The following is an 18,685-nucleotide window of genomic DNA, read 5'->3' as shown; positions in this document are numbered from 1 at the left end:
ATGACGATGCCAACCTCACAATGCCCGTGGCGGATGCAGGTTCATCACATCCATCAGGAAACGCCGGATGTGTGGACGCTGTCGCTGCTGTGCCATGATTTTTACCCGTATCGCGCCGGTCAGTATGCGCTGGTGAGTGTCCGCAACTCGGCGGATACTCTGCGCGCCTATACGATCTCCTCAACGCCGGGGGTGAGTGAGTACATCACGCTCACCGTGCGGCGGATCGACGACGGTGCCGGTTCCCAATGGCTGACCAACGAAGTGAAGCGCGGGGATTATCTGTGGCTCTCCGACGCGCAGGGGGATTTCGTCTGCGACGACAAAGCCGACGATAAATTCCTGATGCTGGCGGCAGGCTGCGGCGTGACGCCAGTGATGTCGATGCGTCGCTGGCTGGCGAAAAACCGTCCGCAGGCCGACGTGCAGGTGATCTTCAGCGTGCGCTCGCCGGAGGATGTGATTTTCGCCGACGAGTGGCGCAATTATCCGGTGACGCTGGTGGCAGAAAACAACGCCACCCATGGTTTTGTCGCGGGTCGTCTGAGCCGCGAACTGCTGCAAAGCGTGCCGGATATCGCCTCACGCACCGTGATGACCTGCGGCCCCGCGCCCTATATGGAGATCGTGGAGAAAGAGGTGAAAGCGCTCGGCGTGACTCGCTTCTTCAAGGAGCAGTTCTTTACGCCCGTCGCCGATGCGGCTACCAGCGGGGTGAAATTCACCAAACTGCAGCCAGCCCAGACCTTCTTCGGGCGCGTTGGCACCACGCTGCTGGAAGCGCTGGAAAGCAACAAGGTTCCGGTGGTCGCCGCCTGTCGCGCGGGCGTGTGCGGGTGTTGTAAAACGAAAGTGGTTTCAGGTGAGTATTCTGTCAGCAGCACCATGACGCTGACGGACGCGGAAATTGCCGAGGGTTACGTGCTGGCGTGCTCCTGCCATCCGCAGGGTGATTTGGTTCTGGCATAAATTTGTGCGTGTTGTGCCCGGTGGCGCTGCGCTTACCGGGCCTACGATATCTTATACACCTGTAGGCCGGGTAAGGCGTAGCCACCACCCGGCTTTATTTATCTCACCGCCACGCCGGATCCCGCGCCAGCGCATACCGCCCTGCCCCCATAAACGCCACGGCCAGCGCGCCGATGAAGAAATAGACCAGGCTTTCAATCGCCCAGGCCCCAACCGCATCCAGCGCGAAAGTTTTGCCGGTGCCGACCATCAGCCACGCGACGATCATGGTAAACGCCAGCACCAGCGCCGCCGGACGCGTCAGGATCCCCAGCACAATCAGAACCGGTGCCACTACTTCACCAATCAACACGCCATAGGCAATAAACCCCGGCAGCCCTTTTGCCACCAGCATGCCGCTGATAAAGCCCACGCCGCCAAACAGCTTGTGCAGACCGTGAAACAGCATCAGCCCGCCGACCGCCAGACGTAATAACAGCTTGCCAAAATCGTCGTGCGTTAGCGTTCTATTAACAGCAATTAACAATGATTTAACCATCTGAAATGATTCCTGTTTTCACCCTGTGTCCCAGCAGAATATGACGAAATGTTGCACAAAGAAAGTCACTATTAATCGGGGGCATTAAACGGGCATAACGCTCAGTTTCTTCTAAGCTTGTAAGCGTTATCACAAAACGGAGAAGGACAACCATGAAACAGACCGTAGCGGCCTACGTAGCAAAAACCCTGGAACAGGCGGGCGTCAAACGCATCTGGGGCGTCACCGGCGATTCCCTCAACGGCTTAAGCGACAGCCTCAACCGAATGGGCACCATCGACTGGATGCCGACCCGTCACGAAGAGGTGGCGGCCTTTGCCGCAGGCGCAGAAGCGCAGCTGACAGGCGAGCTGGCGGTGTGCGCAGGATCGTGCGGGCCGGGCAACCTGCATCTGATTAACGGTCTCTTCGACTGCCATCGCAACCACGTTCCGGTGCTGGCGATTGCGGCGCATATTCCGTCGAGCGAAATCGGCAGCGGCTATTTTCAGGAGACGCATCCCCAGGAGCTGTTCCGTGAATGTAGCCACTACTGCGAACTGGTCTCCACGCCGGAGCAAATCCCGCAGGTGATGGCGATCGCCATGCGCAAAGCGATCCTCAACCGCGGCGTGTCGGTGGTGGTCCTGCCGGGCGACGTGGCGCTCAAAGCTGCGCCAGAAGGGGCCAGCACCCACTGGTATCAGGCTCCGCAGCCGGTCGTCACACCGGCGGAAGAGGAGCTGAAAAAACTCGCGCAACTCCTGCGCTACTCCAGCAATATCGCCCTGCTGTGCGGCAGCGGCTGTGCGGGGGCGCATAAAGAGTTAGTGGAATTTGCCGGAAAAATTAAAGCGCCGATTGTTCACGCCCTGCGCGGCAAAGAACATGTGGAATACGACAACCCTTACGATGTCGGCATGACAGGCCTGATTGGCTTCTCGTCCGGGTTCCACACCATGATGAACGCCGACACCCTGGTGTTGCTCGGCACCCAGTTCCCCTATCGCGCGTTCTATCCAAACGATGCCAAAATCATCCAAATCGATATCAATCCCGGCAGCATCGGCGCGCACAGCAAAGTCGATATGGCGCTGATCGGGGATATCAAATCGACGCTGGCCGCCCTGCTCCCGCATCTGGAGGAGAAAACCGATCGCAAGTTCCTCGACAAGGCGCTGAGCGACTATCGAGACGCGCGCAAAGGGCTGGACGATCTCGCCAAACCGAGCGAAAAAGCCATTCACCCGCAGTATCTCGCGCAGCAGATCAGCCATTTTGCGAGCGACGACGCGATTTTTACCTGCGATGTCGGCACGCCGACCGTCTGGGCGGCACGCTATCTGAAAATGAACGGCAAACGCCGCCTGATTGGCTCCTTCAACCACGGCTCGATGGCCAACGCCATGCCGCAGGCGCTGGGTGCGCAAGCCACCGCGCCGGAGCGTCAGGTGGTGGCGATGTGCGGTGACGGTGGGTTCAGCATGCTGATGGGCGATTTCCTGTCGGTGGTGCAGATGAAACTTCCGCTCAAAATCGTGGTGTTTAACAACAGCGTGTTAGGTTTTGTGGCGATGGAGATGAAAGCCGGGGGCTATCTGACGGACGGCACCGAGCTCCACGACACCAACTTCGCGAAGATCGCTGAAGCCTGCGGGATCACCGGCATCCGTGTGGAAAAAGCGTCTGAGGTTGACGAAGCGCTACAGCGCGTCTTCTCCATCGACGGCCCGGTGCTGGTGGACGTGGTAGTCGCCAAAGAGGAGCTGGCCATTCCGCCGCAGATCAAACTGGAGCAGGCGAAAGGCTTTAGCCTGTATATGCTGCGCGCCATTATCAGCGGGCGCGGCGACGAGGTTATCGAACTGGCAAAAACCAACTGGCTCAGGTAAAACAGTCGGCATTGCCTTTTAAAACACAGGGAAATGCCATGATTGATTTACGCAGTGATACCGTTACCCGTCCGAGTCGCGCCATGCTCGAAGAGATGATGGCCGCCCCGGTCGGGGATGACGTTTACGGTGACGATCCCACCGTCAATGAACTCCAGCGCTACGCCGCCGAATTAAGCGGTAAACAGGCGGCGCTGTTCCTGCCGACTGGCACTCAGGCTAACCTGGTGGCGCTGCTCAGCCACTGCGAGCGCGGCGAAGAGTATATCGTCGGCCAGGGCGCGCATAACTATTTGTACGAAGCCGGTGGCGCGGCGGTGCTCGGCAGCATTCAGCCGCAGCCTATCGACGCCGCCGCTGACGGCTCCCTGCCGCTCGATAAAGTGGCGGCCAAAATCAAAGCCGACGATATCCACTTTGCCCGCACCAAACTCCTGAGTCTGGAAAATACCCACAACGGCAAAGTGCTGCCGCGCGAGTATCTCAAAGCCGCGTGGGAATTCACCCGCGAGCGCAAACTGGGCCTGCACGTCGACGGGGCGCGTATCTTTAACGCCGTGGTGGAGTATGGCTGCGAGCTGAAAGAGATCACTCAGTACTGCGATTCGTTCACCATCTGCCTGTCGAAAGGGCTGGGGACGCCGGTCGGCTCCCTGCTGGTCGGGAACGCGGACTACATTAAGCGCGCTAACCGCTGGCGTAAAATGACCGGCGGCGGAATGCGTCAGGCCGGGATTCTGGCGGCGGCCGGGCTGTACGCCCTGAAAAATAACGTCGCTCGTCTGAAAGAAGATCACGACAACGCCGCCTGGATGGCGACGCAGCTGCGCGAGATCGGCGTGGATGTGATGCGTCACGACACCAATATGCTGTTCGTTCGCGTCGGCGAAGAGAATGCGGCGGCGCTGGGCGAGTATATGAAAGCCCACGGCGTGCTGATGAACGCCTCACCGATTGTGCGTCTGGTAATGCACCTCGATGTGAGCCGCGAGCAGCTGGCGGAAGTGGTCAAACACTGGCAGGCCTTTTTACAGCGTTAAGGAGCATGACGTGTCGCAACGAATTCTGGTGCTCGGCGCCAGCGGGTATATCGGTCAACATCTGACGACAGCGCTCAGCCAGCACGGTCATCAGGTGCTGGCGGCGGCACGTAATGTGGAACGCCTGCAAAAACTTAATCTGCCCAACGTCACCTGCCACGCGGTGGATCTCAACTGGCCGAAGGAGCTGCCCGCGCTGCTGGAAGGCGTCGATACGCTCTATTATCTGGTGCACAGCATGGGCGAAGGCGGTGACTTTATCGCCCATGAGCGCCAGGTGGCGCTGAACGTGCGCGATGCGCTGCTCCAGACGCCGGTGAAGCAGATTATTTTCCTCAGCTCACTCCAGGCACCAGAAAACGAACAGTCCGACCATCTGCGCGCCCGTCAGCTGACGGGCGAAATGCTGCGCAGCGCGGAGATCCCGGTGACGGAACTGCGGGCGGGCATTATCGTCGGCGCCGGTTCCGCGGCCTTCGAAGTGATGCGCGATATGGTCTACAACCTGCCGGTGCTCACGCCGCCTCGTTGGGTGCGTTCGCGCACCACGCCGATTGCGCTGGAAAACCTGCTGCACTATCTGGTGGAACTGCTGAATCATCCCACACAAACCCATCGCGTGCTGGAAGCGGCCGGGCCGGAAGTCCTCAGCTATCAGGAGCAGTTCGAACACTTCATGACCGTCAGCGGCCGTCGTCGCTGGCTGGTACCCATCCCCTTCCCCACCCGCTGGATTTCGGTGTGGTTCCTGAACGTGATCACTTCGGTTCCCCCGACCACCGCCAAGGCGCTGATCCAGGGGCTGAAGCACGATCTGCTGGCCGACGACCGCGAACTGCGGGCGCTGATTCCGCAGGATCTGACCCGCTTTGACGACGCGGTGCGCCACACCCTCAAAGAGGAAGAGGAGCTGATGAACTCCAGCGACTGGGGGTACGACGCCCAGGCCTTTGCCCGCTGGCGACCGGAGTATGGCTACTACCCGAAGCAGGCCGGTTGCACGGTGAAAACCACCGCCAGCCTCGCCGCGCTGTGGGAAGTCATTAACCAGATCGGCGGCAAAGAGCGCTATTTCTTCGGCAACATTCTCTGGGACACGCGCGGAATGATGGATCTGCTGGTCGGGCATAAGCTGGCAAAAGGCCGCCCTGCGCACCCGTATTTACAGACCGGTGACGCCGTCGACAGCTGGAAGGTGATCATCGTCGAGCCGGAAAAACAGCTGGCGCTGCTGTTCGGCATGAAAGCCCCCGGCCTGGGTCGTCTATGCTTTACGTTGAAGGACAAAGGCGATCACCGCGAGCTGGACGTTCGCGCCTGGTGGCACCCGCACGGCATGCCGGGGCTGTTCTACTGGCTGTTTATGATCCCGGCGCATCTGTTCATCTTCCGGGGTATGGCGAAGCGTATTGCGCATCTTGCAGAAGGAATGACGGAAAAAGTCTGATTAATCCTCTGATTCTTTCACCTTTCCCATTGCAACATGACGTAATTCACGGAAGAATGCGCACGAAATTCTTTTCAACACAGTGGATAGATATGAAGGTACTGGTTACCGGCGCCACCAGCGGCTTAGGTCGAAATGCGGTCGAGTTTTTGCGTCAGAAAGGCATTAGCGTCAGAGCTACCGGTCGTAACGAAGCGATGGGTAAACTCCTGCAAAAAATGGGCGCGGAATTTATCCACGCCGATCTGACGGAGCTGGTTTCCTCGCAAGCCAAAGCCATGCTCGCCGGTATCGACACACTGTGGCACTGCTCCAGTTTTACCTCGCCGTGGGGAACGCAGCAGGCGTTCGACCTGGCTAACGTTCGCGCTACCCGCCGTCTCGGCGAATGGGCCGTGGCCTGGGGCGTGCGCAACTTCGTGCATATCTCCTCCCCGTCGCTCTATTTTGACTATCACCACCATCGCGATATTCAGGAAGATTTCCGCCCGGCGCGTTTCGCCTGTGAGTTCGCGCGCAGCAAAGCGGCCAGCGAAGAGGTGATCGATCTGCTCGCGCAGTCCAACCCGCACACCCGCTTTACCGTTCTGCGTCCGCAGAGCCTGTTTGGGCCACACGACAAGGTGTTTATCCCGCGCCTGGCGCAGATGATGCACCACTACGGCAGCGTGCTGTTGCCGCGCGGCGGCGATGCGCTGGTGGATATGACCTACTACGAAAACGCGGTGCACGCGATGTGGCTGGCGAGCCAGACCGAGTGCGATCACCTGGTCTCCGGTCGCGCCTACAACATCACCAACGGCGAACCGCAAACGTTGCGCAGTATCGTCCAGCGCCTGATTGATGAGCTGAACATCCACTGCCGCATTCGTTCTGTGCCCTACCCGATGCTGGATATGATCGCCCGCAGCATGGAACGTTTTGGCAATAAATCGGCGAAAGAACCGGCCCTGACGCACTACGGCGTGTCAAAGCTGAACTTCGATTTTACGCTGGACACCACGCGCGCCGAGACCGAGCTGGGCTATCAGCCGATCGTTACTCTCGATGAAGGGATCGTGCGCACGGCGGCGTGGCTGCGGGATCACGGCAAACTGCACCGCTAATTACCCCTGCCCGTACTTCTCTAATAACGCTCTAGCAATCGCCAGCGTTTCAGCATCGGCAATACCGTTCCAGAGCTCGGGACGGTAGTGCATCTGGAAGACCATAATCACCCGCTTTTGCTGCGCCGCGGTGCTGTTATCCGGCACTTCGTAGCCGTAGCGCGTCAGCAGATCGAGCAGCGCTGCCGTGTCGACGGGCTCATACTTCGACTTTCCATTGAGATAAAAGGTCACGCGCGCGGGATCGGGCCAGGCACCGATGCCCTGCTGGGCCAGCCTCTGCCACGGGAACAGCGGGCCGGGATCGTCTTTGCGCTGGGGGGCGATATCCGAATGGGCCACCACGTTCTCGGGCTTGATGTTGTAGCGGGCGATAATGTCTTTGGCGAGAGGGATCAGCGCCGCGATTTGCGCCGGTTCAAAGGGCGTAAAGGTTTTCTCGCCGTTCGATTTTTGCCAGCCGCGGTTTTCCAGCTCAATGCCAATCGAGGTATCGTTGATGCGGTTGGTCCCGCGCCAGAAACTGATCCCCGCATGCCAGGCTAACTCTTTTTCCGGCACCAGCTGCCAGATGCGCGGTTTGCCCGATGGCTGAGGGGGATTCGCAGGGATGAGATAGTGGGAGCTGACGTTTTTGTCCGTGAGCGTCGCCAGCGAGCTGTCAAAATCATCGGCGGTGTAGTGGATCACCAGCACTTTAATGCGCGGATACGCGGCCTGCGCCTGATGGCGGGTGTCCAGCTCATAGGCCCCTTTATCGATAATCCCTTTCTCCGCACAGCCTGCCAGCAACAGCGCCAGCAGGAGTGTCGATAATACGCGTTTCATCGGCGCGTTTTCACCGCCGTCCCGCTGACGCTCACCATCAGCATGCTGGCGTCTTTCCCGACGGTTTCGTAGTCGATATCAATGCCAACGACCGCATCCGCGCCCAGCGCTTTGGCCTGCTCGCCCAGCTCTTTAAAGGCGATTTCGCGCGCCTTGCGCAGCTCTTTCTCATAGGCTCCGGAACGACCGCCGACGATATCGCGGATCCCGGCGAAAAAGTCGCGGAATATATTCGCGCCAAGAATGGCTTCACCGGTCACGACGCCGCAATACTCGACAATCGGTTGTCCTTCCAGCGTCGGGGTTGTGGAAAATTGCATCATTTATCTCCCTCTTTAGCGTTCAATGCCTTAGGCGGCTAACTCAACAGCATTATCGGTTCGTTACGCTATTATTGAAAGGATAGTTAATCATTAAGGAAATCAACATGCGCTATTCTGCTTTGACGCTTTTAGTGCCGTGCGCGCTGCTGCTCAGCGCCTGCACCACCACGGTCACCCCTGCTTTTAAGGATATCGGGACACGCAGCGGTCCGTGCATTGACGGCGGCCCTGACACCGTGGCTCAACAGTTCTACGATTACCGTATTTCCCACAAGAGCAGCGATCTCACCGCCCTGCGCCCGTACCTGAGTGATAATCTGGCGAAACTGCTGAACGACGCTTCACGCGATCCGCAGCATAACGCGCTGCTCAAATCCGATCCGTTCTCCAGCCGTACCACGCTGCCTGACAGCGCCGAGGTTTCCAGCGCTTCCACCATCCCGAACACCGACGCACGCAACATTCCGCTGCGGGTCAAACTGACCCAGGGCAGCCAGACCTGGCAGGATGAAGTTCTGATGATCCGCGAGGGCCAGTGCTGGGCCATCGACGACGTGCGTTACATCGGCGGCAGCGTCCACGCCCCTGCCGGTACGCTTCGCCAGTCGATCGAGAATCGTTAGTTCAGAATGGTTTCCCCCGTAAAATGTGCGGCATTTCGTGAGGAATGCCGACATTTATACTCGCGCCCATAGCCGTACGCGATTTTGTGCTATGTTTAAACCTGAATACGGTTTATATTTAACTTTTAACGCATAAATATTGCATAACTATTCTGTCAACGGTACTATCTGCGGCCTCAATTGCTATAGATTGCCTGGATGAGTAAAGACTGCCCCGATGAGTATTCAACTAAACGGCATTAACTGCTTCTACGGCGCACACCAGGCGCTGTTCGACATCACGCTGAACTGCCCAGAGGGCGAAACGCTGGTTTTGCTTGGCCCAAGTGGCGCAGGTAAAAGCTCACTGCTGCGCGTCCTCAATCTGCTTGAAATGCCACGTTCCGGCCAGCTCGATATCGCCGGTAATCATTTCGATTTCACCAAAGCCCCTTCCGATAAAGCGATTCGCTCTCTTCGTCAGAACGTTGGCATGGTGTTTCAGCAATACAATCTCTGGCCGCACCTCACCGTGCAGCAAAACCTGATCGAAGCGCCCTGCCGCGTGCTGGGGTTAAGCAAAGAAAGGGCCCTCGCCCGTGCGGAAAAACTGCTCGAACGTCTGCGCTTAAAACCTTACAGCGATCGCTATCCGCTGCATCTCTCCGGCGGTCAGCAGCAGCGTGTTGCCATTGCCCGCGCGCTGATGATGGAGCCGCAGGTGCTGCTGTTCGATGAGCCGACCGCCGCGCTGGATCCGGAAATTACCGCCCAGATCGTCAGCATTATACGCGAGCTGGCCGAAACCAATATCACCCAGGTGATCGTCACCCATGAAGTGGAAGTGGCGCGCAAAACCGCCAGCCGCGTGGTGTACATGGAAAACGGTCATATTGTTGAACAAGGTGATGCGAGCTGCTTTACCGCCCCGCAAACCGACGCCTTTAAAAACTATTTATCTCACTGATGTGTTAGGGAAAATGACAATGAAAAAAGTACTGATAGCCGCCCTGCTTGCTAGCGTCAGCCTTTCCGCAACCGCAGCACAGACCATTCGTTTCGCCATGGAAGCCTCGTATCCTCCGTTTGAATCTATGGACGCCAGCAATAAGATCGTCGGCTTCGACGTGGATCTGGCTAACGCCCTGTGCAAAGAGATCGACGCCACCTGCACCTTCACCAACCAGGCGTTCGACAGCCTGATTCCCAGCCTGAAGTTCCGTCGTTTTGACGCGGTGATTTCCGGTATGGACATCACCCCTGAGCGTGAAAAGCAGGTCCTGTTCACCCAGCCGTACTATGAAAACTCTGCCCTGTTCGTCGGCCAGAAAGGCAAAATTGCCGATATCGCCGCGCTGAAAGGCAAAAAAGTCGGGATGCAGAACGGCTCCACGCACCAGAAATTCATCACCGATAAGCACCCGGAAATCACCGTTGTGCCTTACGACAGCTACATGAACGCCAAGCTGGATATGCAGAATGGCCGTATTGATGCGGTATTCGGTGACACTGCCGTAGTGACCGAGTGGCTGAAAGCGGAGCCGAAACTGGCCGCTATCGGCGATAAAGTGACGGACAAAGATTACTTCGGTACGGGTCTTGGCATCGCCGTTCGTCAGGGCAACACCGACCTGCAGCAGAAACTCAATACTGCGCTGGATAAAGTGAAAAAAGACGGTACTTACCAGACCATCTATTCCAAATGGTTCCAGAAGTAAGATCTGATGAACGAACTTTTTCCATTAGCAAGCGCCGCCGGGATGACCGTCGGCCTTGCCGTTTGCGCACTCATTATCGGCCTGGTGCTGGCGATGTTCTTTGCGGTGTGGGAGTCAGCCAAATGGCGCCCGGTCGCATGGGCGGGCTCAGGGCTGGTGACCATTCTGCGCGGGCTGCCGGAAATCCTGGTGGTCCTGTTTATCTATTTCGGCTCGTCACAGCTGCTGCTGATGCTGTCGGACGGCTTCACGATTAATCTCGGCTTTGCGCAGATCCCGGTGCAGATCCAGATTGAGAACTTCGACGTCAGCCCGTTCCTGTGCGGCGTGATCGCCCTTTCCCTGCTCTACTCCGCCTATGCGTCCCAGACGCTGCGCGGCGCGCTGAAAGCGGTGCCGGTCGGCCAGTGGGAATCCGGCCAGGCGCTGGGGTTATCGAAAGCGGCAATCTTCTTCCGCCTGGTGATGCCGCAGATGTGGCGTCATGCCCTGCCAGGGCTGGGCAATCAGTGGCTGGTGCTGTTGAAAGATACCGCGCTGGTCAGCCTGATCAGCGTCAACGATTTAATGCTGCAAACCAAAAGCATCGCCACCCGCACCCAGGAGCCTTTCACCTGGTATATCGTTGCGGCGGCTATCTACCTGGTGATCACGTTGCTGAGCCAGTACGTTCTTAAACGTATTGACTTGCGCGCAACGCGTTTTGAACGGAGACCTGGCTGATGCTTGAGTATTTACCGGAGCTGATGAAAGGGCTGCACACCAGCCTGACGCTGACCGTGGCGTCCATCGTGGTGGCTCTGATTCTGGCACTCTTTTTCACCATCGTTCTGACGCTGAAAACGCCGGTGCTGGTATGGGTGGTTCGCGCCTATATCACCCTGTTTACCGGCACGCCGCTGCTGGTGCAGATCTTCCTGATTTACTACGGACCGGGCCAGTTCCCGTCGCTGCAGAACTATCCGGTCATCTGGCATCTGCTGTCTGAACCGTGGCTGTGCGCCCTGATTGCGCTCTCCCTGAACAGTGCTGCCTATACCACTCAGCTGTTCTATGGTGCGATTCGCGCTATTCCGGAAGGACAATGGCAGTCCTGCGGTGCGCTGGGGATGAGCAAGAAAGACACTCTGGCGATCCTGCTGCCGTATGCCTTTAAACGCGCGCTCTCTTCGTATTCCAACGAAGTGGTGCTGGTGTTTAAAAGTACCTCGCTGGCCTACACCATCACGCTGATGGAAGTGATGGGCCACGGGCAGCTGCTCTACGGACGCACCTATGACGTGATGGTCTTTGGCGCGGCGGGTCTGGTTTATCTGGTGGTGAACGGCCTGCTGACGCTGCTGATGCGCCTCATTGAGAGCAAAGCGCTGGCCTTCGAACGTCGCAACTAACTGCATAATAACTGCATCACGAAAACGGGTAAGTCTAACGGCTGCCCGTTTTTTTTATCTCAATGAAAATACTTAATCATATTTATTGCATACAAATTCATTAACTGGCATTGTACGTCCATGCCGCAGACACGGCGCATAATGACAAGATTGACAGACGGGAGCATTAAAATGAAAAAGTTAGTTCTGGCTGCATTACTGGCAACCCTCGCCGCAGGCGCATCGGCCGCTGATAAAATCAATTTCGGCGTTTCAGCCACTTATCCACCGTTCGAATCGCTGGATGCCAGCAACCAGATCGTCGGTTTTGATATCGATCTCGCCAAAGCGCTGTGCAAACAGATGCAGGCCGACTGTACCTTTACCAACCACGCGTTCGACAGCCTGATCCCGTCTCTGAAATTCAAAAAATACGACGCGGTGATTTCCGGAATGGACATCACGCCAGAGCGCAGCAAGCAGGTCTCCTTTACCGACCCGTACTACGCCAACTCGGCGGTGGTGATTGCGAAGAAAGGGGCGTTCAGCTCTTTTGAGCAGCTGAAAGGCAAACGCATCGGCATGGAAAACGGCACCACGCACCAGAAATACCTGCAGGATAAGCATCCGGAAGTGAAAACCGTGGCGTATGACAGCTACCAGAACGCGATCATCGACCTGAAAAATGGCCGTATCGATGGCGTGTTTGGCGACACGGCGGTGGTGAACGAGTGGCTGAAAACCAATCCGCAGCTGGGTACGGCGACGGAGAAAGTGACCGACGCACAGTATTTCGGCACCGGTCTGGGTATCGCGGTTCGTCCGGATAATAAAGCGTTGCTGGAAAAACTGAACGGCGCGCTGAAAGCGATTAAAACTGACGGGACGTATCAGAAAATTAGCGACCAGTGGTTCCCGCAGTAATTGTGCGAGTTTTTGCCGGGTGGCGGCTACGCCTTACCCGGCCTACGGGATCGGGGGTTTTTGTAGGCCGGGTAAGCGTAAGCGCCACCTGGCACCTCTTACAGAGGAACATAAAACCTAAACTTCGCCCCCGGTTCAAAATCCTGCAAAGCTATCCCGCCCCCATGCAGCTCCAGCATCCGTTTCACAATCAACAACCCCAGCCCACCGCGATTCTCACGCGATGCCTGCGGGTTTAACGCTGATGGCCGCTGGAACAGATCCTCACGTAACGACTCGTCAATCCCCGGCCCGCTGTCGGTCACTTCCACCTGCAGTTGCTCATTCTCCTGCCACACAGACAGACGAATATCCCCGCCCGACGGCGTATGGCGCACCGCGTTATCCAGCAGATTCGTCACTACCCGCTCGATCATCGACACATCAGCAAACACCAGCGGCAGCGGCCCCGGCACGTCGATATGCAGCCGCAGCTGGCGCGTCTGGGTGGTCAGCTCGAATTTCTGCGCCACGTCGGAGATCAGCTCCGCCATCGCAAAACGCTCGCGCTGCGGCTTGATGCCACCGTGCTCCAGCCGTGCCAGCTCAAACAGCTGCTGCGAAAGATGGCGCACCTTCTGCCCCTGGCGCAGGGCCGTCGCCAGATACTGCTGATGCTGCTCCGCGCTCAGGGTGGCGGATTTCAGCGACAGGGTTTCCAGATAACCCAGCAACGACGTCAGCGGCGTGCGTAAATCGTGAGAGATATTGGCGATGAACTCCCGGCGCTGGCGGTCGCTGTCGGCCAGTTTGTCCCACTGAGCGGTGATCTGTCGCGCCAGCTCGATAAAGGTATTGCGCAGCTGCGTGACCTCATCCGCCGTACCCGGTTCCGGCGTTTGCGCTGCGAGCTGTTTAATGGCGCTGATGCTGTCCTGCTCCAGCCCGGAAACCTCCGCCGTCAGCCGCTTCACCGGCCGCGTCACCCAGAACCAGACCAGCCCTCCCGCCAGCAGGGAAAACATCGCCGCCACCAGCAGGGACCACATCGCCGTACTCCACAGCGTCTTGTGCCACGCCATGTCCGCCAGGGCGTTAAACTCCTCGCCCTGCAGGATGATATACAGATACCCGCGCAGCTCCCCGCCCTGTCTCAGCGGCGTCACGCTGAACACTTTCTGCTTATCGAGGCTCCGGGGATCGTCGCCATACACCGGCCAACTGGTACCGCTGAGAAAAGTTTGCACCGGTGCCATCGCGATTTTTTGGCGCTGGATATGCCCCGGCGGCGCGGCGTCCGCCAGCAGATCGCCGTCGGGCGAGATCACATACAGCTCCACGCTCGGGTTAAAGGTCATCAGCCGATCGAACAGCGGTTTCAGGCGGCTGCGATCGACCTGCCCCTGCGCATCGAGCACTGGTTCGCGCTGGACAATCTGCTGCGCCAGTCCACTGGACAGGCGCTGCACCATCGCGTTGCCGTACTGCATGCTGGCGTAAAGCTGCACCACGCAGGCGACGGAGGCGCAGAGGATCAGCAGCAGGATAAACAGCAGCGTCAGCCGCTGGCTGAGGCTAAGACGTCGCATCATGGTTCAGTTCCGCAAATTTGTAGCCTTTGCCCCAGACGGTGCGAATGATTTCCGGCTCGGCGGCATCTTTTTCGATTTTTATCCGCAGGCGGTTGATGTGGGTGTTAACGGTGTGCTCGTAGCCTTCGTGCTGATAGCCCCAGACCTGCTCCAGCAGCGCGAGGCGCGAGAATACTTCGCCCGGATGTCGGGCAAAAAACCAGAGCAGTTCGAATTCGCGCGGCGTGAGATCCACCTCTTTGCCGTGCAGACGCACGCTGCGCGAGAGCGGATCGAGGGTCAGGCCGTGGGCTGAAATGGTGTCATTGGCCTGCGCCTGCCCCATCGCCTGCTGGCGGCGAAACAGGGCTTTAATGCGCGCGATCAGCTCCTGCACGGAGAAGGGTTTGGCCAGGTAGTCGTCGGCACCGGTTTCGAGGCCGGTGATGCGGTCGGTTTCACTGCTGCGGGCGCTGATGATGATGATTGGCAGATAGCGGGTGAGCTGGCGGATGCGGCGGCAAATCTCCAGTCCGTCAACGTTCGGGAGCATCAGATCGAGGATCACCGCGTCCCAGTGGGCCTGGTCAATTCGTTCCAGCGCCCGCGCGCCGTCCGCTTCGTGCGTGATCGCATAGCCTTCGTCTTCGAGGTTTAATCGCAAAAGGGATGCGATATCGCTGTCATCTTCCACCAGCAGGATCTGCTTCATCGGTAAGCCTTAATTCATCTTGAATAGTTAAAGCTTACCTGATTTTGGGCGGCGAAAGAGTTCACATTTTGTTGAAGATTGTGCGGAGGGGTTGTGTCGGGTGGCGCTGCGCTTACCCGACCTACAAAAAGCGTCGGACCTGTGGGCCGGGTAAGGCAAAGCCGCCACCCGGCATGTCTTACAAACGAACCAGAAGCGTCAGCACTTCATAGTGCGCCGTATGCGGGAACATATCGAAAAGCTGCACCCGCTCGACGCGATAGCCCGAAAGCATCGCGATATCTTTCGCCATGGTCTGGGCGTTACAGCTGGAGTAGATAATCGTCTTCGGTGCCATCTGGCTCAGGTATTCGCAGAGGGCTTTGCCGATGCCGCGACGCGGCGGGTTGACCAGCACCAGGTCCGGAACGCTGCCCTGCCCGGTGGCGAATTGCGTGGAGTCCAGCGCCTGGAAATGCAGATCCGTCAGACCCAGTTCGGCGGCAGACTGCTTCGCGCAGGCGATGGCCTCGGCGGAAATCTCGATCCCGGTCAGTTTCATGTTTGGCGTAGCGCAGTGCAGGCCAAAGCCGCCGACTCCGCAGAACAGATCCCACATATGATCGATATCTAACGCCCGCACCCAGTCGCGCGCCGTGGCGTACAGACGGCTGGCGACCACCGGGTTGGTCTGGAAGAAACTTTGCGGGCGGATCCACAGCGGCACGCCGTTGAAATTCTCAGCCAGCGCCTGCTGTTCGGTGAGGAAAATCTCTTTCTCCCCCTCCATGATCGCCATATGCACCGGCTGAATATTGGCAGTGATGAGCTTCAGCTGCGGCAATTGCTGTTGCAGCCACGGCAGCGCCGCGCGCAGTTGTTCCAGCTTGGTTTCAGAGCGCAGCACGAAGCGCAGCATCATCCCGCCGTCGAGCTGGCTTTCGGTCAGCAGGAGATATTTCAGTTCACCGCGCTGGCGGGCGACGTTGTAGGGCGTCAGTCCGGCGCGAGCGATAAAGGGTTTCAGCGCGGCGAAGACCGGCTCAAAGGACGCGGGATAGAGCGGGCAATCCGTGAGATCTTCCGGCGTGCCGTCGCGATGCAGCATGCCGAGCAGCGGTCGTTCGACGCTGCCGCTGACCACCATTTTGGCTTTATTACGAAAGCCCTGCTCCGGACCGCTGACAGGCGCGCACCACTCCGCCACCGGATGCTCAGCCAGCAGCTGCTGGAGATCGGCCATTTTGGCGGCGAGTTGTTGGGAAACCGGCTGCTCTATCCACTGACAGGAGCGGCAGCGACCGGCGTCATAGAGTGCGCACTGCATAGGAAAACCTCATTGTTCGCGAGGGCAGCGATTATACACATTATTGCAGGCGGAAGAACCTCCGGCTGGACGCCGGAACAAACAGCAGGAACAGCACCAGCAGGTCCGGCAGTTTCTGCATCACCAGCGAGCGGAAAATCTCCCGCTTCGATTCACCGGCAATGCTGAACAGTTCAGGATAGCCGTAACCAATCGAGGCGGCCCACAGATAGCCTGTGGCAATCACCTGCGTCAGGAGATAGACCCAGCGCGCCCAGTTGCGCCCTTTCGCCAGGGAAAACGCGCAGTAAATCTCGACGAACACCAGCACCAGGCTCGCGAAAAAGACCAGCGTCAGGTTCCATGTCTGCACGCTGCGATGGATAAACTCGCCCACGCCTTTCACGCCGAGCATGTTAAACACCATCAGCAGATCAAGGCAGCGAATCAGAATAATGGCGAGCGCAGCCACCTGCACCAGAGCAGGAACGTTGAGGCGCGCATGCGAATGTCGTGATTTGCTAAAAAATCCCAATGTTTTTACTTCCCTGAAAAACAGTGCCGCGACAGGCGCGGCACTTCACTGAGAATTTTAAATGCTTCAGCCGCGTCTTGCACGCTGGATATCACGTACACGCTGTTTTTCAGCCCGCGCCATCAGATACCAGGCGATAAAACCGACAACCCCGACCACGCCGAGGATGATCGACGCCAGGGCGTTGATCTCCGGGTTCACGCCCATGCGCACGCTGGAGAAGACCAGCATCGGCAGCGTGGTCGCCCCCGGTCCGGAGACAAAGCTGGCGATCACCAGATCGTCCAGCGACAGGGTAAACGCCAGCAGCCAGCCGGAGATCACCGCAGGCATGATCATCGGCAGCGTGATGATGAAGAAGACCTTCAGCGGCGTGGCACCGAGATCCATCGCCGCCTCTTCAATGGAGTGATCCAGTTCGCGCAGGCGCGACGAAATCACCACCGCCACGTAGGCGGTACAAAACGTCACGTGCGCCAGCCAGATGGTCAACATCCCGCGATCTGCCGGCCAGCCGATGGCGTGCGCCAGGGCGACAAACAGCAGCAGCAGCGACAGACCGGTGATTACATCAGGCATCACCAGCGGTGCGGTGATCATAAAGGCAAAACCGTTCGAACCGCGGAAACGGCCAAAACGTACCATCACCATCGCCGCAATGGTGCCGAGCACCGACGCCATGGTCGCCGCACAGGCGGCAATCGTCAGGCTCAGTCCCACGGCGCTCATCATCGCGTCGTCGCGAAACAGCTCGCCGTACCAGCGCGTCGACCAGCCCGCCCAGACCGTCACCAGTTTTGAGCTGTTAAACGAGTAGATCACCAGCATCAGCATCGGCGCATAGAGGAAGGTAAAGCCGAGCACCAGAATCAGAATTCGCCACGGGGAGCGCACGACCGGTAAGTTGTTCATCCGTGATCTCCCATCTGTTTTTGCTGATGTTTATGGAACCACATGATCGGCACGATCAGCAGGAGCAGCATCACAATCGCCACCGCCGACGCCACCGGCCAGTCGCGGTTATTGAAGAACTCCTGCCACAGCACGCGGCCAATCATGATGCTGTCCGGACCGCCGAGCAGTTCCGGGATCACGAACTCGCCCACCGCCGGGATAAAGACCAGCATCGAACCGGCGATAATCCCGCCCTTGGTCAGCGGCACGATCACCTGGAAAAAGGTTTTCAGCGGACGCGCGCCGAGATCCAACGAGGCCTCCACCAGCGAGTAGTCAATCCGCGTCAGGGCCGTGTAAATCGGCAGCACCATAAATGGCAGATAGGCGTACACAATCCCGATGTAGACCGCCAGGTTGGTGTGCAAAATGGTCAGCGGCTGATCGATAACGCCGAGCCACATCAGGAAGTTATTCAGCACGCCGTTGTTTTTCAGAATTCCCATCCAGGCGTACACGCGGATCAGGAACGAGGTCCACGACGGCAAAATCACCAGCAGCAGCAGAATGTTGCGTGTCGAGGGTTTGCTGTGCGCCACCGCCCAGGCGAGCGGATAGCCCATCGCCAGACAGCAGATCGTCGAGATCGCCGCCACCTGCAAGGACTGCAGATACGCTTCGAAATAGAGCGGATCGTCCGTGAGCTGCAGGAAATTGCCGAGATTAAGCGTGATCGACAGCTGCCCGTCGACCCACTCCATCAGATTCGTGTACGGCGGGATCGCCCGCGCCATCTCCGCGAGGCTGATTTTGAAGACGATCAAAAACGGCAGCAGGAACAGCAGGATCAGCCACACGTACGGCATGGCAATCACCAGCTTGCGGCCGTGCGCCATCTGCACGCGCGTCAGCCACTGCGCAAAACCGCCCGGTTTTTGCACGCGGGCCGGTGGTTCAAGTGTATTCATGGCCA

General features: G+C 58.3%; 20 protein-coding genes. 11 read left to right on the top strand and 9 right to left on the bottom strand.

Features of this window, described 5'->3' with window-relative positions; all coding sequences use genetic code 11:
• Window positions 1–969: an NADH oxidoreductase gene (gene hcr, locus QQF33_RS18570; RefSeq protein ID WP_285158398.1), complete on the top strand. Its 969-nt coding sequence runs from the start codon at window positions 1–3 to the stop codon at window positions 967–969.
• A gap of 103 nt (window positions 970–1,072) precedes the next feature.
• On the opposite strand, the gene QQF33_RS18565 is transcribed toward hcr, so the two are convergent.
• Window positions 1,073–1,507, bottom strand: coding sequence for a DoxX family protein (locus tag QQF33_RS18565; protein ID WP_285145455.1), 435 nt, complete (start codon window positions 1,505–1,507; stop codon window positions 1,073–1,075).
• A 152-nt stretch (window positions 1,508–1,659) separates the two neighbouring features.
• Here QQF33_RS18565 and poxB point away from each other — a divergent pair, with 152 nt between their 5' ends.
• From poxB to QQF33_RS18545, 4 genes are all read left to right on the top strand, one after another.
• The gene (poxB, locus tag QQF33_RS18560) at window positions 1,660–3,378 is read left to right on the top strand and encodes a ubiquinone-dependent pyruvate dehydrogenase (RefSeq protein ID WP_285149124.1); all 1,719 of its coding nucleotides are present in this window, start codon (window positions 1,660–1,662) and stop codon (window positions 3,376–3,378) included.
• A 38-nt stretch (window positions 3,379–3,416) separates the two neighbouring features.
• Window positions 3,417–4,418, top strand: a complete 1,002-nt coding sequence (ltaE, locus tag QQF33_RS18555; RefSeq protein WP_285158397.1) for a low-specificity L-threonine aldolase — start codon at window positions 3,417–3,419, stop codon at window positions 4,416–4,418.
• Window positions 4,419–4,428: 10 nt separating this feature from the next.
• A complete protein-coding gene (locus tag QQF33_RS18550) occupies window positions 4,429–5,865 on the top strand; it encodes an SDR family oxidoreductase (protein WP_285149122.1) in 1,437 nt (478 codons plus the stop codon).
• A gap of 92 nt (window positions 5,866–5,957) precedes the next feature.
• On the top strand, window positions 5,958–6,971 hold the full coding sequence (locus QQF33_RS18545; protein ID WP_095284225.1) for an NAD-dependent epimerase/dehydratase family protein: 1,014 nt from the start codon (window positions 5,958–5,960) through the stop codon (window positions 6,969–6,971).
• Here the strand turns inward: QQF33_RS18545 and QQF33_RS18540 are convergent, their stop codons facing one another.
• Both QQF33_RS18540 and QQF33_RS18535 read right to left on the bottom strand, forming a co-directional pair.
• Window positions 6,972–7,799: an N-acetylmuramoyl-L-alanine amidase gene (locus QQF33_RS18540; protein WP_285158396.1), complete on the bottom strand. Its 828-nt coding sequence runs from the start codon at window positions 7,797–7,799 to the stop codon at window positions 6,972–6,974.
• Window positions 7,796–8,119 (bottom strand): heavy metal-binding domain-containing protein, encoded by a 324-nt coding sequence (locus tag QQF33_RS18535; RefSeq protein ID WP_012016782.1) that lies wholly within the window; start codon window positions 8,117–8,119, stop codon window positions 7,796–7,798. Before QQF33_RS18535 ends, QQF33_RS18540 begins: the two co-directional genes overlap by 4 nt.
• Before the next feature lie 107 nt (window positions 8,120–8,226).
• Between QQF33_RS18535 and QQF33_RS18530 the strand changes: the two genes are divergently transcribed.
• From QQF33_RS18530 to artJ, 6 genes are all read left to right on the top strand, one after another.
• Window positions 8,227–8,745, top strand: coding sequence for a lipoprotein (locus tag QQF33_RS18530; RefSeq protein WP_282492336.1), 519 nt, complete (start codon window positions 8,227–8,229; stop codon window positions 8,743–8,745).
• Window positions 8,746–8,962: 217 nt separating this feature from the next.
• Complete coding sequence (gene artP, locus QQF33_RS18525; protein WP_282492335.1) at window positions 8,963–9,691, top strand: arginine ABC transporter ATP-binding protein ArtP; 729 nt, start codon at window positions 8,963–8,965, stop codon at window positions 9,689–9,691.
• A gap of 19 nt (window positions 9,692–9,710) precedes the next feature.
• Window positions 9,711–10,442: an arginine ABC transporter substrate-binding protein ArtI gene (gene artI, locus QQF33_RS18520; protein WP_095281402.1), complete on the top strand. Its 732-nt coding sequence runs from the start codon at window positions 9,711–9,713 to the stop codon at window positions 10,440–10,442.
• Window positions 10,443–10,448: 6 nt separating this feature from the next.
• The gene (artQ, locus tag QQF33_RS18515; RefSeq protein WP_285149120.1) at window positions 10,449–11,165 is read left to right on the top strand and encodes an arginine ABC transporter permease ArtQ; all 717 of its coding nucleotides are present in this window, start codon (window positions 10,449–10,451) and stop codon (window positions 11,163–11,165) included.
• Window positions 11,165–11,833, top strand: coding sequence for an arginine ABC transporter permease ArtM (gene artM / locus QQF33_RS18510; protein ID WP_285145462.1), 669 nt, complete (start codon window positions 11,165–11,167; stop codon window positions 11,831–11,833). Before artQ ends, artM begins: the two co-directional genes overlap by 1 nt.
• Window positions 11,834–12,004: 171 nt before the next feature.
• Complete coding sequence (gene artJ / locus QQF33_RS18505; protein WP_285149119.1) at window positions 12,005–12,736, top strand: arginine ABC transporter substrate-binding protein ArtJ; 732 nt, start codon at window positions 12,005–12,007, stop codon at window positions 12,734–12,736.
• A gap of 98 nt (window positions 12,737–12,834) precedes the next feature.
• Here the strand turns inward: artJ and QQF33_RS18500 are convergent, their stop codons facing one another.
• The 6 genes from QQF33_RS18500 to potH form a co-directional block, all read right to left on the bottom strand.
• The gene (locus QQF33_RS18500) at window positions 12,835–14,307 is read right to left on the bottom strand and encodes a sensor histidine kinase (protein ID WP_285149118.1); all 1,473 of its coding nucleotides are present in this window, start codon (window positions 14,305–14,307) and stop codon (window positions 12,835–12,837) included.
• Window positions 14,291–14,998, bottom strand: a complete 708-nt coding sequence (locus QQF33_RS18495) for a response regulator transcription factor (protein WP_285149117.1) — start codon at window positions 14,996–14,998, stop codon at window positions 14,291–14,293. The genes QQF33_RS18500 and QQF33_RS18495 overlap by 17 nt, the downstream gene beginning before the upstream one ends.
• Window positions 14,999–15,176: 178 nt before the next feature.
• Window positions 15,177–16,304 carry a 23S rRNA (uracil(747)-C(5))-methyltransferase RlmC gene (gene rlmC / locus QQF33_RS18490; protein ID WP_285149116.1) on the bottom strand — a complete coding sequence of 376 codons (1,128 nt, stop codon included), beginning with the start codon at window positions 16,302–16,304 and terminating at the stop codon, window positions 15,177–15,179.
• 40 nt (window positions 16,305–16,344) lie between these two features.
• On the bottom strand, window positions 16,345–16,842 hold the full coding sequence (locus QQF33_RS18485) for a YbjO family protein (RefSeq protein ID WP_390888426.1): 498 nt from the start codon (window positions 16,840–16,842) through the stop codon (window positions 16,345–16,347).
• Window positions 16,843–16,884: 42 nt separating this feature from the next.
• On the bottom strand, window positions 16,885–17,730 hold the full coding sequence (gene potI, locus QQF33_RS18480) for a putrescine ABC transporter permease PotI (protein ID WP_095281394.1): 846 nt from the start codon (window positions 17,728–17,730) through the stop codon (window positions 16,885–16,887).
• Window positions 17,727–18,680, bottom strand: coding sequence for a putrescine ABC transporter permease PotH (gene potH / locus QQF33_RS18475; RefSeq protein WP_285149115.1), 954 nt, complete (start codon window positions 18,678–18,680; stop codon window positions 17,727–17,729). The genes potI and potH overlap by 4 nt, the downstream gene beginning before the upstream one ends.
• Window positions 18,681–18,685 lie beyond the last annotated feature (5 nt).

The sequence above is a fragment of the Lelliottia wanjuensis genome, assembly GCF_030238365.1.
Lineage (GTDB): Bacteria > Pseudomonadota > Gammaproteobacteria > Enterobacterales > Enterobacteriaceae > Enterobacter > Enterobacter wanjuensis.
This window is presented reverse-complemented; position numbering and strand designations above follow the sequence as displayed.